The sequence below is a fragment of the Pseudomonas sp. AM8 genome (genome assembly GCF_036346475.1).
In the GTDB taxonomy this organism is placed as follows: domain Bacteria; phylum Pseudomonadota; class Gammaproteobacteria; order Pseudomonadales; family Pseudomonadaceae; genus Aquipseudomonas; species Aquipseudomonas marginalis.
Window position 1 is genome coordinate 157,568 of sequence record NZ_JAOTNX010000002.1, and the last position, 20,982, is coordinate 178,549.

The 20,982-nt window shown below is 62.4% G+C and carries 17 protein-coding genes; 10 read left to right on the plus strand and 7 right to left on the minus strand.

Features of this window, described 5'->3' with window-relative positions:
- Positions 1 to 7 precede the first annotated feature (7 nt).
- The 3 genes from V3W40_RS05680 to rpiB form a co-directional block, all read right to left on the minus strand.
- The gene (locus tag V3W40_RS05680) at positions 8 to 1,576 is read right to left on the minus strand and encodes a TerC family protein (protein ID WP_027608635.1); all 1,569 of its coding nucleotides are present in this window, start codon (positions 1,574 to 1,576) and stop codon (positions 8 to 10) included.
- A 521-nt stretch (positions 1,577 to 2,097) separates the two neighbouring features.
- On the minus strand, positions 2,098 to 3,078 hold the full coding sequence (locus tag V3W40_RS05685; protein ID WP_027608636.1) for a sugar-binding transcriptional regulator: 981 nt from the start codon (positions 3,076 to 3,078) through the stop codon (positions 2,098 to 2,100).
- Between the two features lie 63 nt (positions 3,079 to 3,141).
- A complete protein-coding gene (gene rpiB / locus V3W40_RS05690) occupies positions 3,142 to 3,603 on the minus strand; it encodes a ribose 5-phosphate isomerase B (protein WP_016969738.1) in 462 nt (153 codons plus the stop codon).
- 283 nt (positions 3,604 to 3,886) lie between these two features.
- Between rpiB and V3W40_RS05695 the strand changes: the two genes are divergently transcribed.
- The 7 genes from V3W40_RS05695 (at position 3,887) to dhaL (ending at position 11,173) form a co-directional block, all read left to right on the plus strand.
- Positions 3,887 to 5,374, plus strand: a complete 1,488-nt coding sequence (locus tag V3W40_RS05695) for a sugar ABC transporter ATP-binding protein (protein ID WP_330214606.1) — start codon at positions 3,887 to 3,889, stop codon at positions 5,372 to 5,374.
- A complete protein-coding gene (locus V3W40_RS05700) occupies positions 5,371 to 6,348 on the plus strand; it encodes an ABC transporter permease (RefSeq protein ID WP_027608638.1) in 978 nt (325 codons plus the stop codon). Before V3W40_RS05695 ends, V3W40_RS05700 begins: the two co-directional genes overlap by 4 nt.
- Positions 6,349 to 6,383: 35 nt before the next feature.
- The gene (locus tag V3W40_RS05705) at positions 6,384 to 7,391 is read left to right on the plus strand and encodes a substrate-binding domain-containing protein (protein WP_330214607.1); all 1,008 of its coding nucleotides are present in this window, start codon (positions 6,384 to 6,386) and stop codon (positions 7,389 to 7,391) included.
- Positions 7,392 to 7,478: 87 nt separating this feature from the next.
- The gene (locus V3W40_RS05710) at positions 7,479 to 8,234 is read left to right on the plus strand and encodes an SDR family oxidoreductase (protein WP_065927170.1); all 756 of its coding nucleotides are present in this window, start codon (positions 7,479 to 7,481) and stop codon (positions 8,232 to 8,234) included.
- A 27-nt stretch (positions 8,235 to 8,261) separates the two neighbouring features.
- On the plus strand, positions 8,262 to 9,377 hold the full coding sequence (locus tag V3W40_RS05715; protein ID WP_065948191.1) for an MDR/zinc-dependent alcohol dehydrogenase-like family protein: 1,116 nt from the start codon (positions 8,262 to 8,264) through the stop codon (positions 9,375 to 9,377).
- 143 nt (positions 9,378 to 9,520) lie between these two features.
- A complete protein-coding gene (locus V3W40_RS05720) occupies positions 9,521 to 10,522 on the plus strand; it encodes a dihydroxyacetone kinase subunit DhaK (RefSeq protein WP_065948190.1) in 1,002 nt (333 codons plus the stop codon).
- Between the two features lie 3 nt (positions 10,523 to 10,525).
- Positions 10,526 to 11,173 carry a dihydroxyacetone kinase subunit DhaL gene (dhaL, locus tag V3W40_RS05725; RefSeq protein ID WP_065927173.1) on the plus strand — a complete coding sequence of 216 codons (648 nt, stop codon included), beginning with the start codon at positions 10,526 to 10,528 and terminating at the stop codon, positions 11,171 to 11,173.
- Here dhaL and V3W40_RS05730 read toward each other — a convergent pair.
- Positions 11,130 to 12,026, minus strand: a complete 897-nt coding sequence (locus V3W40_RS05730; RefSeq protein WP_065927174.1) for a LysR family transcriptional regulator — start codon at positions 12,024 to 12,026, stop codon at positions 11,130 to 11,132. The genes dhaL and V3W40_RS05730 overlap by 44 nt on opposite strands.
- 150 nt (positions 12,027 to 12,176) lie before the next feature.
- Here V3W40_RS05730 and V3W40_RS05735 point away from each other — a divergent pair, with 150 nt between their 5' ends.
- A complete protein-coding gene (locus tag V3W40_RS05735; RefSeq protein ID WP_330214608.1) occupies positions 12,177 to 13,685 on the plus strand; it encodes an MFS transporter in 1,509 nt (502 codons plus the stop codon).
- Positions 13,686 to 14,177: 492 nt separating this feature from the next.
- Here V3W40_RS05735 and sohB read toward each other — a convergent pair whose 3' ends face one another.
- Entirely contained in the window at positions 14,178 to 15,203 is a 1,026-nt protein-coding gene (gene sohB, locus V3W40_RS05740) for a protease SohB (RefSeq protein ID WP_065927176.1), read from the minus strand.
- A gap of 195 nt (positions 15,204 to 15,398) precedes the next feature.
- Here sohB and V3W40_RS05745 point away from each other — a divergent pair, with 195 nt between their 5' ends.
- Together V3W40_RS05745 and V3W40_RS05750 are read left to right on the plus strand one after the other, a co-directional pair.
- The gene (locus tag V3W40_RS05745; RefSeq protein WP_092356735.1) at positions 15,399 to 16,109 is read left to right on the plus strand and encodes a histidine phosphatase family protein; all 711 of its coding nucleotides are present in this window, start codon (positions 15,399 to 15,401) and stop codon (positions 16,107 to 16,109) included.
- Between the two features lie 56 nt (positions 16,110 to 16,165).
- The gene (locus V3W40_RS05750; RefSeq protein WP_005788868.1) at positions 16,166 to 16,480 is read left to right on the plus strand and encodes an SCP2 sterol-binding domain-containing protein; all 315 of its coding nucleotides are present in this window, start codon (positions 16,166 to 16,168) and stop codon (positions 16,478 to 16,480) included.
- 67 nt (positions 16,481 to 16,547) lie between these two features.
- On the opposite strand, the gene V3W40_RS05755 is transcribed toward V3W40_RS05750, so the two are convergent.
- Both V3W40_RS05755 and V3W40_RS05760 read right to left on the minus strand, forming a co-directional pair.
- Positions 16,548 to 19,223, minus strand: coding sequence for an MGH1-like glycoside hydrolase domain-containing protein (locus tag V3W40_RS05755; protein WP_330214609.1), 2,676 nt, complete (start codon positions 19,221 to 19,223; stop codon positions 16,548 to 16,550).
- A gap of 69 nt (positions 19,224 to 19,292) precedes the next feature.
- Positions 19,293 to 20,702 (minus strand): OprD family outer membrane porin, encoded by a 1,410-nt coding sequence (locus tag V3W40_RS05760; protein WP_065941962.1) that lies wholly within the window; start codon positions 20,700 to 20,702, stop codon positions 19,293 to 19,295.
- Positions 20,703 to 20,982: the final 280 nt, after the last annotated feature.

A 20,982-nucleotide genomic window follows, 5' to 3' on the forward strand; every position in this document is an offset into this window, starting at 1 on the left:
GACACCTTCAGGCGTTATGCACGCCGCAAGGCTGCAATAACACCTGCGTCACCCGCCGCTCCTCTACCGCCGCCACCGTCAGGCGCCAGCCCTCATGCTCCAGGCTATCGCCCACCACAGGCAGGCGGTCGAGCAGGCTCATCACCAGGCCGGCCAGGGTCTGGTAGTCCTCGGTCGCGACGGCCTTGAAGCCGGTACGCTGACGAATCTGGGTGAGGTTGAGGGCGCCATTGGCACGGAAGCCCGCGCCCTCCTCGACAATATCCGGCCCTTCGATCTCACTGGCGTCCGGCAACTCACCGGCAATGGATTCAAGAATGTCGGTCATGCTCAATACGCCCATGAAGTCACCGAATTCGTTGATCACGAAGGCGATATGGGTGGATTCCTGGCGCATCTGTTCCAGGGCGTTGAGGATCGAAAAGCTCTCCAGCAGGTTGATCGCCCGGCGTGCGAGGTGCTCCAGGTTCGGCTCGTTGCCGGCCAGGTACTCCTTGAGCAATTCCTTCTTATGCACAAAGCCCAACGGTTCATCCACCGCGCCATTGCGGATCAACGGCAGGCGCGAATAGGACGAATGCATCAGCTTCAGGCGAATCGTGTCGGGGTCGTCCGCCAGGTCGATAAAGTCGACGTTGGCCCGCGGCGTCATCAAGCTGCGAATCGGCCTCTCGGCCAGTTGCAGCACACCGCTGATCATCACCCGCTCGCGTCGGTCGAACAGCGGCCCCTGGGCGGCATCCGTCTCGCCCAACAGGTCAGCCACCTCTTCCCCCACCTCCTCCACCGCCAGGCTGCGACCGCCGAGCAAGCGCATCACCGCATGGGCCGTGCGCTCACGCACCGGCAACACGCCCTGGGCCGACTTCTTGCGACGCGCGCGGGCAATCTGGTTGAACACCTCGATCAGGATCGAGAAACCAATCGCCGCGTACAGGTAGCCCTTGGGAATATGGAAACCCAGGCCTTCAGCGGTCAGGGCAAAACCGATCATCATCAGGAAGCCCAGGCACAGCATGATCACCGTCGGGTGGGCGTTGACGAAGCGTGTAAGCGGCTTGCTCGCGACGATCATCAGGCCGATGGAAATGATCACGGCGATCATCATCACCGCCAGCTCATCCACCATGCCCACGGCCGTGATCACCGCATCCAGGGAGAACACCGCGTCGAGCACCACGATCTGCGCCACAATCGGCCAGAACATCGCGTATGCCACGTTGCCGGTGCGCTGGGCCACATGGCCTTCCAGGCGTTCATGCAGTTCCATGGTGGCCTTGAACAACAGGAACACACCGCCGAACAGCATGATCAGGTCACGGCCGGAGAAGCTCTTGTCGAACACCTCGAACAGCGGCTGGGTCAGGGTTACCAACCAGGAAATACTCGCCAGCAAGCCCAGGCGCATCAGCAACGCCAGGGACAAACCGATCAAGCGCGCTCGGTCGCGCTGCTCCGGCGGCAGCTTATCCGCCAGGATCGCAATAAACACCAGGTTGTCGATGCCCAGCACCAGTTCCAGCACAATCAAGGTCAACAGGCCGAGCCAGGCCGTTGGATCCGCTAACCATTCCATTTATACAAGTCTCTCTACAGGTTTCAGAATGCCGGGCACGGCAAGGCGCGGTCAGTGGACCGGGACACGGCTGGCAGTCGGGATACGGGGTGTTTCAGCGGGAACAGCGGCGGCGGATGTCTTGGGGAAAGACGACTGGGAGGCTCCGAGAGGATGTTCATGCAGGTCCTGAAATAACAAAAGGACTTGAATCCTACAGGCGAAATACAAATTTCCTGCAACGCAAAACTATTACAAAACCTGTCTTCGAACCCCACACAAAATCATGTGGGAAGGGGCTTGCCCCCGATGAGCATGAGTATTTTCAGATCCTGCCCAATCTCTGTGGTGAGCGGGCTTGCCCCGCGCCGGGCTGCGAAGCAGCCCCAGTAAAGAAGAACGCGGTGTATCAGGCGCTCTGTAGAGGCTGGTTTTGGGGCTGCTTCGCAGCCCGGCGCGGGACAAGCCCGCTCACCACAACAGCCCTGTCTGCCGGGCGTCCGGCGTTGAGCCAACGATACCCATGTCCCGATGAGGGTGTGTCAGGTTTTACGGGTTGCGTCGTCCAGCGCCAGGATGGTGTGGGCATTAGTGACGGTGGTTGCGAGGGTATTGATCACCCCCGAACGCAACGCCCCCAGCGTTGCCGCCGCCTTGGTGTTCTCGCTGGCAATCGCCACCACGTCCGGGATGCGAAACAACTCCTGCACCGTCAACCCGATCACTCGCCCCTGGATCGCGTTGACCGCCGGCTGGCCGTGGATGTCGATGAAGTCATAGCCCATCATGTCGCCCACGGTACCGGACAGGCGAGCCTGGGCGATTTCCTGGGGCGAGAACCAGCCCATGCGCACCATATTGCTGTTTTCGCTCATGTCGCCGATGCCGATCAGCGCCATATCAGCCCGCCGCGCACGGTCGAGGGTCGAGCGCACCGTGTCGTTGTTGATCAACACCCCGCGCAACTCCGGGTTGGCCACCAGGGCCGGGGCGTACAGGCTTTCACTCTCGCCGCCAAAGCGCAGGGCCAGGCGCCGGCAGATGTGATCGGGGTTCATGTATTCGCCGGCCTTGAGCGAACCGCCAATGGCGCAGACAAATGTGCAGTTGCGCGTCACCGGCAGGAACACGTTATCGGCCACGGCGCCGACGTTGCGGCCCATGCCCACGGCGACGATCATGCCGTCACTCAAGGTCTTGTTCAGGTAGTTGGCCACCAGGCTGGCGACCGCCGAGCGCTGGGTATCGGGGTCGCTGTGGTCCACCGCGATCAACGCGCGATCCAGCTTGAAGCGCGCCACCAAGGCCTGTTCCAGCTCGTTGTTCATCGCCGGATGCTGCAAGACGCGCACCTCGACAATGCCCTCATCCCGCGCGCGCTTGAGCAATCGGCTGACTTTGGCCCGGGACAGGTCGAAGCGCTTGGCGATGGCTTCCTGAGTGACGTTCTCGAGGTAATAGAGCATCGCCACTTCGGTCATCTGATCAATATCGCTGGCCATGCGCTGGGTACTGTCACTCATGGGGACGGGCTTCCGTTTCGGCGTCAAAGGCGCATTCTCCCGACTCTTGCCCTGCTACGTCCACTATTGATGCCCATCGCGCTCGATCGCATTGATGCGCTCGACCTTGGCCCCGGAACGTGCCGCCTCGAACTCCGACTCCAGGAACGACTTGACGATGCTTTTCGCCAGTTCGGCGCCGATCACCCGCGCGCCGATAGAGAGGATCTGCGCATCGTTGCTCTTGCGCGCCCGCTCTGCCGAGTACGTGTCATGGGCCTGGGCCGCGCGAATCCCGAGCACCTTGTTGGCCGAGATCGCCATGCCGATCCCCGTGCCGCACACCAGCACGCCCAGGCGCTGCTGCCCGGCGTTGATGGCGGTGGCCACGGCCAGGGCGATGTCCGGGTACAACACCGGCGCGGTGGAATGGGTGCCGAAGTCGGTCACCGGATAGCCCAGCGCCTCGATATGGCGCTTTAACAGCTCCTTGAGCTCAAAACCCGCTTCATCGCATCCGATAGCCACCGGGAAAGGTGTGTTCATGGTGTCTGGCTCCGCTGCCGTGAGGGTGCTTACGACTGATCAATTGATCACTCAATGAAATTTCTCTCATTCATTTCGCAGGCGTTACCCCTCTTCTGTCAAGCGGGATTTAACTGACCTGTCAGTCAAAGCGCTCTAAAAAAGGGTAATTGGCGAAAAAGATCAGAATCGCAGCATTTACATGAAAGAGATTGACTGATCAGAATTTCATTTGATACACATATGATCACAGCGAAACATGACTGTGCGACCTAATAAGAATTCACAGCACGAGGACACGCCGATGGCCACGCCATTACTGCTCCAGGCTGAACACGTCGCCAAGGCTTACGCCGGGATCCCTGCCCTGCGTGACGGGCGCCTCTCTCTGCGGGCCGGCAGCGTCCACGCCCTGTGCGGCGGCAATGGCGCAGGCAAGTCGACTTTCCTGAGCATCCTGATGGGCATCACCCCGCGTGATGCCGGCAGCATTCTGCTCAACGGCACCGCCGTACAGTTCAATCGCCCCAGCGAAGCCCTCGCGGCGGGGATCGCGATGATCACCCAGGAACTGGAACCGATCCCCTACATGACCGTCGCCGAAAACATCTGGCTGGGCCGCGAACCGCGCCGCGCCGGCTGCATCGTCGACAACAAGGCCTTGAACCGCCGCACCCGCGAGCTGCTGGAAAGCCTTGAATTCGATGTCGACGCCAGCAGCCCCATGCACCGCCTGAGCGTGGCGCAGATCCAGCTGGTGGAAATCGCCAAGGCGTTCAGCCATGACTGCCAGGTGATGATCATGGACGAGCCAACGTCGGCCATTGGCGAGCGCGAAGCCGAAACCCTGTTCAAGGCGATTCGCCGCCTCACCGCGCGGGGCGCCGGCATCGTCTATGTATCGCACCGCTTGAGCGAACTGGCGCAGATCGCCGATGACTACAGCATCTTCCGCGACGGCGCCTTTGTGGAAAGCGGACGCATGGCCGATATCGACCGCGACCACCTGGTGCGCGGCATCGTTGGCCAGGAACTGACCCGCATCGACCACAAGGTCGGCCGCGAATGCGCCGCCGACACCTGCCTGCAAGTCGACAACCTCAGCCGCGCCGGTGAGTTCCACGACATCAGCCTGCAACTGCGCCAGGGTGAAATCCTCGGCATCTACGGCCTGATGGGCTCGGGGCGCAGTGAATTCCTCAACTGCATCTATGGCCTGACCGTGGCGGACTCCGGCAGCGTCACCCTGCAAGGCAAGCCCATGCCCGTGGGCCTGCCCAAGGCGACCATCAATGCCGGCATGTCGCTGGTCACCGAAGACCGCAAGGACAGCGGCCTGGTGCTTACCGGCAGCATTCTTTCCAACATTGCGCTGTCGGCCTACAAGCGCCTGTCGAGTTGGTCGCTGATCAATGCGCACAAGGAAACCCAACTGGCCCAGGACATGGTCAAGCGCCTGCAGATCAAAACCACCTCACTGGAACTGCCGGTGGCGTCCATGAGCGGCGGCAACCAACAGAAAGTGGTGCTCGCCAAATGCCTGTCGACCGAACCGGTGTGCCTGCTGTGCGATGAGCCGACACGGGGTATCGATGAGGGCGCCAAGCAGGAGATCTACCACCTGCTGGATCAATTCGTGCGCGCCGGTGGCGCCGCCATCGTGGTGTCGTCGGAAGCCCCGGAACTGTTGCACCTGAGTGACCGCATCGCCGTCTTCAAGGGCGGCCGCCTGGTGACCATCAGCACCGACACCGCCCTTTCCCAGGAAGCCCTGTTGAGTCTTGCCTCATGAATGCCAAAACCATTGCCGCCCCCATCACCACAGCGCCACGCAACCGCCTGCGCCTGTCCCTAGACCGTTTCGGCCTGCCGCTGGTGTTTATCCTGCTGTGCGTGGTGATGGCGTTTTCCAGCGAGTACTTCATGACCTGGCGCAACTGGATGGACATCCTGCGCCAGACCTCCATCAACGGCATCCTCGCGGTGGGCATGACCTACGTGATCCTGACCAAGGGCATCGACCTTTCCGTCGGCTCGATCCTGGCCTTTGCCGGATTGTGCAGCGCCATGGTCGCGACCCAGGGCTACGGGCTGCTGGCGGCAGTGAGTGCGGGGATGTTTGCCGGGGCGATGCTCGGCGTGGTCAACGGCTTTATGGTCGCCAACCTGTCGATCCCGCCGTTTGTGGCCACCCTCGGCATGCTCAGCATTGCCCGCGGCATGACCTTCATCCTCAACGACGGCAGCCCGATCACCGACCTGCCCGACGCCTACCTGGCCCTGGGCATCGGCAAGATCGGCCCGATTGGCGTGCCGATCATCATCTTCGCCGTGGTCGCGCTGATCTTCTGGATGGTGCTGCGCTACACCACCTACGGCCGCTATGTGTACGCGGTGGGCGGCAATGAAAAGAGCGCGCGCACCTCCGGGATCGGCGTGCGCAAGGTGATGTTTTCGGTGTACGTGGTGTCCGGCCTGCTCGCCGGGTTGGCGGGCGTGGTGTTGTCGGCACGCACCACCTCCGCCCTGCCCCAGGCCGGGGTGTCCTATGAGTTGGACGCGATAGCCGCCGTGGTCATCGGCGGCACCAGCCTGTCGGGCGGCACCGGCAGCATTGTCGGCACGCTGTTCGGCGCGTTGTTGATCGGCGTGATCAACAACGGCCTGAACCTGCTCGGCGTGTCCTCCTATTACCAGCAGGTCGCCAAGGGCCTGATCATCGTGTTTGCAGTACTGATCGACGTGTGGCGCAAGAAAAAACGCTAGAGAACGACCACTACAACAATAACCGGAGTTCCCCCATGAAACTTGGTACCACCCTGGCCGCCGCGGCGGCTCTCTCCCTGCTCGCCGGCAGTATCGCAATGGCCGCCGACGGCAAGACCTACAAGGTCGGCGCGGCCGTCTATGGCCTCAAAGGCCAGTTCATGCAGAACTGGGTCCGCGAGCTCAAGGAGCACCCGGCGGTCAAGGATGGCACCGTGCAGTTGACCGTGTTCGACGGCAACTACGACGCCCTGACCCAGAACAACCAGATCGAAAACATGGTGACCCAGCGCTATGACGCAATCCTGTTCGTGCCGATCGACACCAAGGCCGGCGTCGGCACGATCAAGCAAGCCATGAGCAACGACGTGGTGGTTATCGCCTCCAACACCAAGGTCGCCGACGCCTCGGTGCCCTACGTCGGTAACGATGACGTCGAAGGCGGCCGCCTGCAGGCCCAGGCCATGGTCGACAAGCTCAACGGCAAGGGCAACGTGGTGATCATCCAGGGCCCGATTGGCCAGTCGGCGCAGATCGACCGCGAGAAAGGCGAGCTGGAAGTGCTGGGCAAGCACCCTGGCATCAAGATCATCGAGAAAAAGACCGCCAACTGGGACCGCGCCCAGGCGCTGGCGCTGACCGAAGACTGGTTGAACGCCCACCCCAAAGGCATCAACGGCGTGATCGCGCAGAACGACGACATGGCCCTCGGCGCCGTGCAGGCCCTCAAATCCCACGGCCTGACCTCCAAGGATGTGCCCGTCACGTCCATCGACGGCATGCCGGACGCGATCCAGGCGGCGAAAAAAGACGAAGTCACCACCTTCCTCCAGGACGCCCAGGCCCAGTCCCAGGGCGCACTGGACGTGGCGTTGCGCGCACTGGCCGGCAAGGACTACAAACCGCAGTCGGTGATCTGGGAGCGCTATGCCAAGGACGTGAAATGGGGCGATGGCACGGCCAAGACCTACATCCTGCCGTGGGTGCCCGTGACTAACGCCAACGCCGATGCGCTGTACAAACAGGTCAGTGGCGGTAAGTAGTTATTGGCTTGAAATACAGTCAAGTGTGGGAGAGAGCTTGCCCCCTCCCACATTGGATCTCGATCGTTATTGAAAGAGGAGTCATGCATGTCTGGATTCTGGAACCAAGCCTTCGACCTCAACGGCCGTTGCGCGGTGATCACCGGCGGCGCCGCCGGTATCGGCCTGGCCTGTGCCAGCCTGCTGGTGGAGCGCGGCGCCCGCGTGGCTTTGCTCGACCGCGACCCGGCGGTGGTTGAAGTGGCAGCGGGCCTGGGTGCCGGGCATCTGGGCATTGCCGTCGACCTCAGCCAGATCAACCAGGTGCAACACACCATCGACCAAGTCTTCGCACACTTCCAACGCTTGGATTACCTGATCAACAGCGCCGGCGTGGCCCTGCTGGACAAGGCCGTCGATGTCAGCGAAAGCGCCTGGGACACCACCTTGGACATCAACCTCAAGGCCAGCTTTTTCGTGGCCCAGGCCTGCGCCCGGCACATGCTCGCCCAGGGCAGCGGGCGCATCGTCAACCTCGCGTCCCAGGCCGCGGTGATCGGCCTCGACCGCCACGTCGCCTACTGCGCCAGCAAGGCGGCCATCGTCGGCATGACCAAGGTATTGGCCATGGAATGGGCGCCGCACATCAATGTCAACGCCATTTCCCCCACCATCGTCGAGACCGCGCTGGGCAAGAAGGCCTGGGCCGGTGAAGTCGGCGAACGGGCCAAATTGCAGATCCCGGCGGGCCGCTTTGCGCAGCCGGAGGAAATCGCCGGGCTGGCGCTGTACCTGCTCAGCGATGCCGCGCAGATGATCACCGGCGCCAACCTGGTGATCGACGGCGGCTACAGCATTCAGTAATTCATTTATCTGTCGTGAGGTTTTGTCATGTCCACTGTCACCGAACGCACACCCGAACAACTCTCGCCGGCCATCCCGAAAACCATGCAGGCCGTGGTTTGCCACGGCCCGGAAGACTATCGCCTGGAAACCGTCGACGTACCCACGCCCGGCCCCGATGAGATCCTCACCAAGGTCGAGTTGTGCGGCATTTGCATGGGCGACATCAAGACCTATCGCGGCGCGCCGTCGTTCTGGGGCGATGCCGAGCAACCGCGCTACGTCAAGCCGCCGATGATCCCCGGCCATGAGTTCGTGTGTCGCGTGGTGGCCCTGGGCCCGGGCGCGGAAAAGCGCGGCGTGAAGGTCGGTGACCGGGTGATCTCGGAGCAGATCGTGCCGTGCTGGGGCTGTCGCTTCTGCAACCACGGCCAGTACTGGATGTGCCAGAAACACGACCTCTATGGTTTCCAGAACAATGTGCAGGGTGCCATGGCCCAGTACATGATCTTCACCAAGGAAGGCATCATTCACAAAGTGCCGGAATCCATCGCCCCCGACGAAGCGATCCTGATCGAACCCCTGGCCTGCTCACTGCATGCGGCGGAACGCGCCAACGTCGACCATGACGACATTGTGGTGGTCGCCGGCGCCGGCACCCTGGGCCTGGGCATCATCGGCGCCGTGCGTTTGCGCAACCCGAAAAAACTCATCGTGCTCGACATGAAACCCGAACGCGCCGCCCTCGCCCTGCGCATGGGCGCCGACGAAGTGTGGAACCCGGCCGAAGTGGACGTACTGGCCAACATCCGCGCGATCACCGACGGCTATGGCTGCGACATCTATATCGAGGCCACCGGGCACCACAAGGCGGTGAACCAGGGCCTGGCGATGCTGCGCAAGCTGGGGCGCTTCGTGGAGTTCAGCGTATTCAACGACGAGGCCACGGTGGACTGGTCGATCATCGGCGACCGCAAGGAGCTGGACATCCTCGGCTCGCACCTGGGGCCGTACATGTACCCGCGGGCCATCGACTTTATCGGCAACCGCAAGATCGATATGCGCGATGTAGTCACCCACAAGTTCGCCCTGGCGGACTTCAAGGAAGCGTTTGCGGTGATGGAACGTGGCGACAAGTCGCTCAAGGTTGTACTCGAACCCTAGGAACACACAACCGCTTTACTGCAGGAGCCGAGCTTGCTCGCGAAGGTCGACAACGATAACGCGGGGCTTCTGGATAAACGCGGTGTCTTCACGCTTTTCGCGAGCAAGCTCGCCCCTACAAAAAGAACACAGGAACCCGCGTTATGAATCGAGTCATCAACGATCCGGACCAAGTGGTCGAGGACATGCTGCGCGGCATCCTGGTCGCGCACCCCGAACTGCGCCAGTACGAAAGCAACCCACGGGTGATCGTCAAGGCCAGGCCTTCCGGGCCAGGGCGTGTCGGCATTGTCACGGGGGGCGGCTCCGGCCATGAGCCGGCCTTTCTCGGCTATGTCGGCCCCGGCCTGGTCGACGCGGTGGCCGTCGGCGAGATTTTCTCCTCGCCCACCGCCAAGAGCTTTTTCGACGCCTTCCGCGCTGCCGACCATGGCGCCGGCGTGGCCTGCCTGTACGGCAACTATGCCGGCGACAATATGAACGTGAAGCTGGCGATGAAAATGGCCGCCAGCAAAGACATGCGCATCCGCACCGTGGTCGCCAACGACGACGTGGCCTCCGCGCCCAAGGCCGAGATCGCCAAACGTCGAGGCGTGGCCGGGGAAATCTTCATGTGGAAGATCGGCGGTGCCGCAGCCGCCCAGCACTACGACCTCGACGGCGTGATTCGCGTCGCGCAGAAAACCGTCGACCAGTGCCGCTCGATTGGCATCGGCCTCACGCCCTGCACCATTGCCGCCGTGGGCAAGCCCAACTTCCAGATCCCCGACGGCCAGATGGAACTGGGCATCGGCCATCACGGCGAACCGGGCATTGAGGTCATCCCGATCGAATCCGCCGCCGCCATGGCCGAGCGCATGCTCGCGCCGATCCTCGCCGACCGCGACTTCAGCCAGGATGACAGCGTGGTGGTGCTGGTCTCCGGTCTTGGCGCCACGCCGGTGATGGAGCTGTATATTTTCTATGCCGAGGTCGAACGCCAACTCAAGGCCAAGGGCTTGAAGATTCACCGCTGCTACGTCGGCAACTACTTCACCTCCCTGGAAATGATGGGCGTGACCCTGACCCTGCTCGGCCTCGACGCCGAGCTGAAAACCCTGATCGACCAACCCTGCCGCTCCATCGGCATGACCCAGGCGGACTGAACCATGAGCCAGCATTTTTCCAGCCACCACGGCAGCGCCATCGTCACCGACCTGGTCAGCGTGATCGTGGCCAACCGTGAATACCTCAGCGAAGTCGACGGCGCGATTGGCGACGGCGACCATGGCATCAACATGGCCAAGGGCTTCGCCCATTGCGGGCGCACGATCGAAGGTCGCCAACTGACCCTCGCCGAAGCCCTGGATGAACTGACCCTAAGCCTGATGGAAGGCATCGGCGGCTCCATGGGGCCGTTGTATGGCAGCCTGTTTATCGGCATGGCCGACGAAGTGCGTGGCCGTGACGACATCGACGCGGCCACCTTCGCCCACCTGTTGCGCGGCGGCCTGACCTCGTTGCAGGACATCACCGAAGCGGGCGTGGGCGACAAGTGCCTGATGGACACATTGATCCCGGCGGTGGAAGCCTTCGAGCGCGCGCACGCCTCGGGGGCGTCCTTCAGTGATGCACTGGAGGCGATGAAAACCGCCGCCTCCCAGGGGCGCGACTCCACCAAGGACCTGGTGGCGAAGATCGGCCGCGCCAGTCGCCTGGGCGAGCGCTCACTCGGCGTGCTGGATGCGGGGGCGGTGTCGTGCTGCCTGATCCTTACGCGCCTGGCGGATTCGGTGCAGCCGCGCCTGAGTGCTTGACCTGCTGGATATACCGCGCCACCGCCGGCGCTTTCTCGAAGCGCCGGTGAATCAGCGACAGCCACGAGGATGCATCGCAGCCCTGAATGCTGCGGTACACCACGCCCGGCAACTGCACATGCCCGACCATTGACGCGGGCACCACCGCCACGCCCTGCCCCATCGACACCAGCGCCACTACCGCGACCAGCCCGCCCGGCTGTGGCCCCAGGCGCGGAGCATAACCGCCTTGCGCGGCGATATGCAGGGTGCCGCTGATTTGCTCCGGCAGGATAAATGTCTCGTTTTGCAGGTGTTCGCAGCCTATGGCCGCGAGCCCCAACAGCCAGGAATCCTGGGGCAGCGCCAGGACAAAACCTTCGCCGTCCAGGCGCACCGCCTCCACCCCCTCGGGCAAGGTCATCGGCGAGCGGATGTAGCCGATGTCATAGCGCCCGTCCGCCACCGCACTCGGCAGCGTGGCCATGGCGCATTCGCGCACCGTCACGCTGACGTCGGGAAATGCCTGGCCGAACGCACGCATCTGCCGCTGCAACAGCCCGGCGTACAGCGCCGAAGCCACGTAACCCAATTCGATATGGCCGATCTCGCCACGCCCGGCACGCTGGGCATGGCGTTGGGCGAATTCAAACTGGCGCACGGTGGCTTCGGCCTCGACCAGCAAGGCGGCGCCGGCTTCGGTGAGGCTGACTTCGCGTTGCCGGCGGATAAACAAGCGCGTGCCCAGGCTGGTTTCCATGTCCTGGATCTGCCGGCTCAGGGTCGGTGGCGCAATGCCCAATTGCTCGGCGGCACGGGTGAAGTTGCGCTGCCGGGCCACGGCGAGGAAGTAGCGAAAATGGCGGATATCCATAACAGGATTAGCTCAAAGGTAATGAAGTGCTCCACAGTGGCTAACAATACCAGCAGTGGCCAGGGATAAGCTCGAAGCACCTCACCACTGGAGCGCCCTTGCGATGCCCATCAACTGCATTTCCCCTATTGCCTGTAAGGTAATCCAATCATGAGCCGAGTCAACCCGCGCCTGACGTTGCTGACCGCGTCCGGCGTCTGCTCGCTGATCGTGCTCGACACCAATATCGTCGCCGTGACCCTGCCGAGCATCGCTCGCGACCTGGGGGCGAACTTTGCCGATATCGAGTGGGTGGTCAGCGCCTACATGCTGGCGTTTGCCGCCTTGCTGCTGCCGGCCGGTAGCCTTGCCGACCGGTTCGGGCGCAAGAAATCCCTGGTCTGGGGCCTGAGTATTTTTATCCTCGCCTCCCTTGGCTGCGGGGCGGCGCCGAGTGCGTTGTGGCTGGATATCGCCCGCGCGGTAAAGGGCGTCGGCGCAGCGTTACTGCTCACGTCAGCCCTGGCCTCCATTGGCCATACCTTCCACGATGAAGTCGAGCGGGCCAAGGCCTGGGCGTTCTGGGGCGCATGCATGGGCGTGGCGATGACGGCCGCACCGACCCTGGGCGGCGTGATCACCGAGTACCTGGGCTGGCGCTGGATTTTCTACCTCAACCTGCCCGTGGGCCTGGCGCTGATGAGCCTGGTGCTGCACGCCATTGCGGAATCCCGCGATAGCCAATCCGCCCGCCTCGACCCGTGGGGCAGCCTGGCCTTCAGCGCGAGCCTGTTGTGCCTGATTTGGGGCCTGATCGAGGCCAACCGTATCGGCTGGGATAACCCGCTGACCTATGCACGCCTGATCGGCGGTGCGGTGTTGCTGGGTGTATTTGTAGGGGTCGAACGTGTGCAGCGGCGGCCCATGGTGGACCTGCAACTGTTTCGCCACCCGCGTTTTATCGGCGCCTTGCTCGGGATGTTTGCCTACGCCGGCTGTGCCCAAGTGATGATGACGCTGCTGCCGTTCTATCTGCAGAACGGCCTGGGCTTCTCCGCGATTGCCTCGGGCCTGGGCATGCTGCCGTTCGCCCTGACCATGCTGGTCTGTCCCCGGATCGGCGCGCGGCTGGCGGGGCGCTTCGCACCGGCAACGATGATGGCAACCGGGTTGACCCTGGTGGGCTGCGGCAACCTGCTAAGTGCCTGGGCGGTGAATATCGGCGGCTACCTGCCCTTCGCCCTGGCGATTGCCGTCACCGGTGCCGGTGCCGGTTTGCTCAATGGTGATACGCAAAAAAACATCATGGCCTGCGTGCCACGGGACCGTGCGGGGATGGCGTCGGGCATGAGCACCACCATGCGGTTCAGCGCGATCATGTTGGCGATTGGCGTGTATGGCGCACTGCTGAGCAGCCACAGCGAGCACGTGTTGCGCGCACGTATCGACACGCAATGGCAGGCGCAGGTGGCGGGGATTGCTTCACGGGTGGTGGCCGGGGATATGCCGGCGGCAATGGGCTTGTTGCCCGAGCCGGCACGGGCGATGGTGCAACCGCTGGCGCGGCAGGCGTTTGTGGGTGGATTCAGTTACGTATTGTGGGTGGCGGGTGTGCTGGGATTGCTCGGAGCGCTGGTGGTGGGGAGGCTGATGCGCAAGCCGATACCCACACCGAACTGAATGTGGGAGGGACGGTGCGCCGATTCGACTTGCCCCCGATGAGCATAGGTATCTACAAAACTTTGTAGCAGCCAACGCTAACCACGATGCGAAGCGAGCGGCTCTTGATCTTGATCTCAGGCGCCCCGTTAAACCACGCTGGCCGGAATTCGATAGTGATTTGGGGGGTAAACCGGCAGGGATGCCGGTTTAGCCGCCCCGCGCCATGGATGGCGCGTGGCGGCGGCCCCCCAAATCACTGTCGGATTACGGGCACACCGAGCGTAGGCGAGGTGCCGAGTGGTGGGGCGAAGCGTTTTGCTTACTTTTGCGCTTTTCAAAAGTGAGCCGCCGTAAGGGCGGAACCAATAGCCGCCGTTACCGAAGCAACGGATATGTACTCGGTCTGATCCAACATCCTGGTCGGCCTGGTCGGCTGTCAGGCCGCCATCGGGGGCAAGTCGAATCGTCGCACCGTCCCTCCCACAGGTATTACCTATACCTCAAAGGGCCTTACCAGAAGCGTTGCTGGGTCAGGCGACTCCACCAGGTCAGCAGCACCCGATCTACCGAGCCGCTGGCCGCCAGGCCCACCCGTTCCTGCAGGCTTTTACGCTCGGCATAGTGCAGGTGGAACACTTCGGCGGTCTTGGCCTTGGTGGCCAGGTATTCGTCGCTGGTTTGCAGTTCGTCGACCAGTTGCTTATCCAGCGCGGCAACACCCAGCCACACCTCTCCGGTCGCTACGTCATCAATCGCCAGCTGTGGGCGATAACGCGAGACGAAGTTCTTGAACAGCTGATGGGTGATGTCCAGGTCTTCCTGGAACTTCTCGCGGCCTTTCTCGGTGTTTTCGCCAAACACCGTGAGGGTGCGCTTGTACTCGCCGGCGGTCAGCACTTCAAAGTCGATGTCGTGCTTTTTCAGCAGGCGGTTGACGTTGGGTAACTGCGCCACCACGCCAATGGAGCCGAGGATGGCAAACGGTGCGCTGATGATCTTCTCGCCGATGCACGCCATCATGTAGCCGCCGCTGGCCGCGACCTTGTCGATGCACACGGTCAACGGCACGCCCGCCTGGCGGATACGCGCCAGTTGCGACGACGCCAGGCCGTAGCTGTGGACCATGCCGCCGCCGCTTTCCAGGCGCAGCACCACTTCGTCCTTGGGCGTGGCCAGGCTCAGCAGCGCGGTGATTTCATGGCGCAGGCTCTCGGTGGCCGAGGCCTTGATGTCACCGTCGAAATCCAGCACGAACACCCGTGGCTTGACCTCGGGTTTCTTCTTGCCGTTCTTCTTTTCGGCTTTGCTTTCGGACTTGCGCAGGGCCTTGAGCTGCTCCTTGTCGAGCAGGCTCGACTCCAGGCGCTCACGCAGGCCCTTATAGAAGTCATTGAGCTTGCTGACTTGCAGTTGGCCGGCGGCTTTGCGACGCCCTTTACTGCGCAGTGCCGCGAAGCTGATCAAGACCACCAGAATAGCGACCACCAGGGTGACAGTCTTCGCCAGAAAGCTCGCGTATTCAGCCAAAAAATCCATGTGTCTCCTTAACAATGCACGGCGCCAGGCGCGGATTGCCCAAGCATACCGACGGGATCGCCGGGCGGCCAGTGCTCAAACCGCCAGCAGGAACGCGCTCCAACGAGCTTTTAAAACAAGCGTATGTTTTTTCATTGACAGCACCCTGGCATCCTCATAACCTCGCCAGACTTTCAACGTACCGGGAAAACGGACGTGGGCAGCATCTATTTGATTCGACATGGCCAGGCCTCCTTCGGTGCAGACGACTATGACGTGCTGTCGCCCGTCGGCGTGGAACAAGCGCAAGTGCTCGGCCGCCACCTGGCGGATATGGGCCTGGTGTTCGACCGCTGCATCGCCGGCGACCTGCGCCGCCAGCAGCACACCGCCACTGCCGCCTTCGATCAATACAGCACCCTCGGCCTGCCGGTGCCTGCATTGGAAACCGACAGCGCCTTCAACGAATTCGACGCCGACGCAATCATCCGCGCCCTGCTCCCCGACCTGCTCGGCAGCGAACCCGACGCCCTGGACATCCTGCGCAACGCCGCGCAAAACCGCAGCGAGTTCCAACGCATCTTCGCCCTGATCATCGAGCGCTGGCTGGCCGGCACCTATGACCCCCCGGGGCTGGAAAGCTGGCTGGGGTTCGTCGAGCGCGTCCAGGGTGGCCTGCAACGCATTCTGGAAGCGGCGGACAACACGCAGAAGATCGCGGTGTTCACCTCCGGCGGCACCATCACCGCCCTGCTCCACCTGATTACCCGGATGCCTGCCGCCCAGGCCTTCGAACTGAACTGGCAAATTGTTAACACCTCGCTCAACCAGCTGAAATTCCGCGGTCGCGAGGTGGCACTGGCTTCCTTCAACAGTCACACCCACTTGCAACTGTTGAAGGCGCCGCAACTCATCACCTTCCGATGAAGTGCGGCCAACCGTGACCCCAAGGTCACTGGACTCACCATAAAAGGATCGAAACCATGACTGACGTAGCTAAAGCCGTAGAAGCAATGAAAGCCAAATTCAACCCAAGCGCTGCCGAAGGCTTGGACCTGGTGTTCGGTTTCCGTATCGACGACACCAAGAACTTTTCCCTGGTGGTCAAAGACAAGACCTGCGAACTGCAGGAAGGCGAAAACCCGGACGCCCAAGTGACCCTGGTCATGGACAGCGAGACCCTGGAGGGCATCGTCGACGGTTCCACCGACGGCATGCAGGCCTTCATGGGCGGCAAGCTGCGCACCGAAGGCGACATGATGCTGGCCATGAAGCTGAGCGAACTGTTCCCTTCCTGATTCACGGGCAACCCTGAATCCCTGTGGGAGGGGGCTTACTCCCGATGGCGGTTTGTCAGTCGCGTCATCAGTTGACTGACCCACCGCTATCGGGGGCAAGCCCCCTCCCGCATTTGGGCTGTAGCAGCAACGCCACCAACGCACTCCATCCGGTCTGGTGCGAAGCCCCCAACCCCCGCCCCGTCTCGCCATGGAAATACTCATGGAACAACACCAGGTCACGACTGGCCGGGTCCGCCTCCAACTGCGCATACCCCGCCATCGACGGTCGTGAACCGTTTTCATCCCGCAGAAACAGGCGGGTCATCCGCTGGCTGAGGCTGTCGGCCACGTCCTCCAGGGATGCCAGATACCCGCTGCCCGTGGGGTATTCCACCGAGAAGTTGTCCGCGTAGTAGCGGTGAAATTCGCGCAGCGATTCGATCAGCATGTAGTTCACCGGCATCCACAAGGGCCCGCGCCAGTTGGAATTGCCGCCGTACAGGCGCGAGTCGGATTCACCCGGCTGGTAACGGGCGCACAGGGTGTCGCCATTCATCTTCAGCGCCAGTGGCTGCTCGGCGAACGCCTTGGACAGGGAACGCACGCCAAAGGCCGAGAGGAATTCGTCGTCATCGAGCATGCGCCGCAGCAAATCCTTGGTGCGCTCGCCACGCAACAGCGCCAGCAACAGGCGATTGCCCTGCCCCGGTTCGTTCCAGCGCGACACCAGTTTGGCCAGGTCCGGCCGGTGGTGCATGAACCCCAACAGCCGTTCACGCAACCCTTCCAGCCCCTCGTGTTCGCGTTGCTCCAGCACCAGCACGGCAAACAACGGCATCAGGCCGACGATGGAGCGCAGCCGCACCGGCTCGTTCTGGCCATCGGGACGGTGCAGTACGTCGTAGAAGAACAGGTCCTGCTCGTCCCACAGGCCTTCGGCGCTGTCGTCGACGCGGTTGATGGCGCCGGCGATATACAGGAAATGCTCGAAAAACTTCACCGCGATATCGACATACACCGCATTGCGCTTGGCCAACTCCAGGCCGATACGCATCAAGTCCAGCGCATACGCCGCCACCCAGGCGGTGCCGTCGGCCTGATCGAGCTGATACCCCGGCGGCAACGCGGCCGAGCGGTCGAACAAGGCGATATTGTCCAGCCCCAGGAAGCCGCCCTGGAACAGGTTGCGACCCTCGGCGTCCTTGCGGTTGACCCACCAGGAAAAATTCAGCAGCAGCTTGTGGAAGATCCGCTCGAGGAAATCCAGGTCGCCCACACCGGTCAGCGCCTTGTCCTGCTGGTACACGCGCCAGCTGGCCCAGGCATGCACCGGTGGGTTGGCGTCGTCGAAGCGCCATTCATAGGCGGGCAGTTGGCCGTTGGGGTGCATGAAGCGGTCCTTCACCAGCAACAACAGCTGTTGCTTGGCATACCCCGGATCGATCAGGGCAAACGCCACCGCCTGGAAGCCCTGGTCCCAGGAGGCGTACCACGGGTATTCCCAGGTGTCGGGCATGGACAGGATGTCGAAGTTGGACAGGTGCCGCCAATGGGTATTGCGGATATGCAGGCGCTCGGGCGGTGGCGCGGGCTGGGCGGGGTCGCCGTCGAGCCACTGGTTCACATCGAAATAGTAGAGCTGCTTGGACCACAGCAAGCCAGCCAGGGCCTGGCGCTGCACGTTGCGCGCGTCGTCATCGACGAGGCCTTGCTGCAAGGCGGCGTAGAAGTCATCGGCTTCCTGGCGACGCTGCTCAAACAGTTTGCGCGCGTTGACCTCCGGCGCGTCCACGGGTGCAAGGCGCAGGTAAAGGCTTTTGCTTTGCAGGCCCGCCAGCTCAAGGATAAAGCGTGCGGCCACCTTGGTACCGGTGTCGCGGCGAATCGCAGCGTCCAGCCCTTCAACCACATAATCGTTGATCCCGTCCTTGAACGGCCCCGGCGCCGGTTGCCCGCCCAGTCGCGGGAAGTTGCTCTCGTTTTCACAGAACAGCCATTCCACACTCTCCTGCCCCCAGGTGCTGAGGCGCAGATCGGGCAGTGCATGATGACGGGCCAGCACGTGTTCGCCGTCCAGCCTCAACTGCGGCTTGGGCGCATCCGAGGTCCAGCTCCAGTCATTGCGCGCCCACAGCTGCGGCAGCACCTGCAGGCGCGTCGGCTGCTGCGAACGGTTGTGCACGGTGACGCGCATGAAAATATCGTCGGGCTGGTGCTTGGCGTATTCGACGCTGACGTCGCAGTAATGGTTGTCTTCGAACACGCCGGTATCGAGGATCTCGTACTCGGCATCGCCCAGCCCACGCCGGGCGTTCTCGGCAATCAGGTCGGCGTAGGGAAAGGCCGCATGGGGGTATTTGTAGAGCATGCGCATATAGGCATGGCTGGGCACACCGTCGACGAAAAAGTACAACTCCTTGACGTCTTCACCGTGGTTGCCCTCGGCGTTATTCAGGCCGAACAGGCGCTCCTTGAGGATCGCGTCGCGCTCGTTCCACAGGGCCAGGCCCAGGCACCAGTGTTGCGCCTTGTCGCTGAACCCGGCCAGGCCATCCTCGCCCCAGCGGTAGGCGCGGCTGCGTGCATGTTCATGGGGGAAGTAAGCCCAGGCATCGCCGTCGGCGCTGTAGTCTTCGCGCACCGTGCCCCATTGGCGTTCGCTCAGGTAGGGGCCCCACTCGCGCCAACGCTCGGCCTCCGGCGTCGCCAGGCGTTGGCCTTCGATCGTGTCCAGTATTCGGGTGTCGGGTGTGGCCGTCATCGGGTCCTCCATCGCCTACCAGGTGAGGAGCAGTGTAGAGCCCAATGACGCCCGGGTGCACATGAAGACTTAGAAGATGGCGTAGGTGTAGTTGAAGATCAGGCGGGTCTGGTCCTGGTCGGCGGTGCCGGTGTTTTTGCCGTGATAGGTGCCGGTACGCAAGGTGGTACCGAAGCCTTTCAGAGGACCGGCCTGCACCACGTAGTCCAGGCGGAAGTCGGTTTCGTTTTCTTTCTGGTCAGGGCCACCGGCGACCTTCGACTTGATATCCGTACCGTCCAGGTAGGCCACGGACGCTTTCAGGCCCGGCACGTAGGCCTTGAAGTCATACGCATACTGCCCGAAGTTGACCTGCTCGCCCGCCCGGGAGAACTGGCCCACCACTGCGTCGGTGAACAGGTAGAAGTCGCTGCCGCCGGCGCCTTGGGCGTGGGGATCGGCAAGGCTGCCCTGGTTGACCCAGACAAAACCACCATCGTCACCCACGCCGATATGGCCAAGCATCAGGCTGCTGCCGCCCAGTTGGTAGGTGAACGCGGCACTGTAGGTTTTGTTGTCCACTTCGTTGGCGTGCTTGGCGTAGCCGCCGTTGTTGTTGAACTGGTAGCCACTCTCGCCATTCTTGCCGTCGCTGCTGCTGTCGAAGTAACGCAGGTCGGTCTTGAACGACTGGTCGTTGCCCAGGGGCAGCACGTGGACCAGGCCGACGTAGTTCTGTTTGTAGAAGTCCTGCAACTGGGCGTAGTAGTACTGCAACGTCAGGTTTTTTGCGATGGCGTTGTCGGACGAACCAAACGGCTTGTAGTCCACCCCACCGAACTTGAAGCTGTCGCTGTCGCGCGTACCGCCGGCCACGCTCAAGCCCGTGGAGTTGCTGGAGGCACGGCCTTCGGCGCGGTTCAGCTCGCCGCCGGTGAAGGTGACGTTGGGAATATCGTTGGAGGTGAGGATGCCGCCGTCAAAGGTTTGCGGCGCCACGCGGCTGTCGTTGGAGACCAGGATCGGCAACACCGGCGCCAGGCCACCACCGACATGCAACTCGGTCTGGGAAATGCGGAACTTCACGTTGCCGGCCGCGCGACCGAAGGAGTCGGCCGGCTCGGTGCCGTTGTTTTTGGTTGGGAAGAAGCTGTTGCCATTACCCGCCAGGCCCGGGCCCGCAGTGTGACCATCGCCACCGTCCAGGCGCAGGGCGCCGAAGGCCATCACGTCGAAACCCAGGCCAACGGTGCCTTGGGTGAAGCCGGATTTGTAGTCGAAACGCAGTGCGGTAGCAGCTTCGCGCAAGTCGTTATTGGTCCCCGAGCGGTTATCTGCGCTGTAGTACATGGTCCGCGAACTGACGGACGCATGGCTGTCTTCGAGAAAGCCGCTGTGGCCATTGCCCGTGCCCAGCGCGCCGAGCCCGAAGTCATCAGCGTAAGCCTGTTGTGCAAGAACGGCGGCGGTGATCGACAGCGCCAGTGTAGAAATTTTCATTAACTGCGGCCCCTGAATGTTTTTTTATCGTGTTTGGCGTGCAAACCCACTGTCGGCTCTGCAAACGTGACGATTCTTTCATGCCGGCCAGGGCGGACCTCGTGAAGCTTTCTTTAGAAAAGGGCCTGGAAAATGAAATTTCCCTGCCGCCGTTTTTTGTCATATTCACGTCATTTCATTCATTTGCAGAATGAAGTCCAGAGGATTCTTCGTTTGCACGCCCGCCCACAGCCCAACAAAATCCAGGTATCGGCCGCGCCCATCAGCGTCATCAGGAATT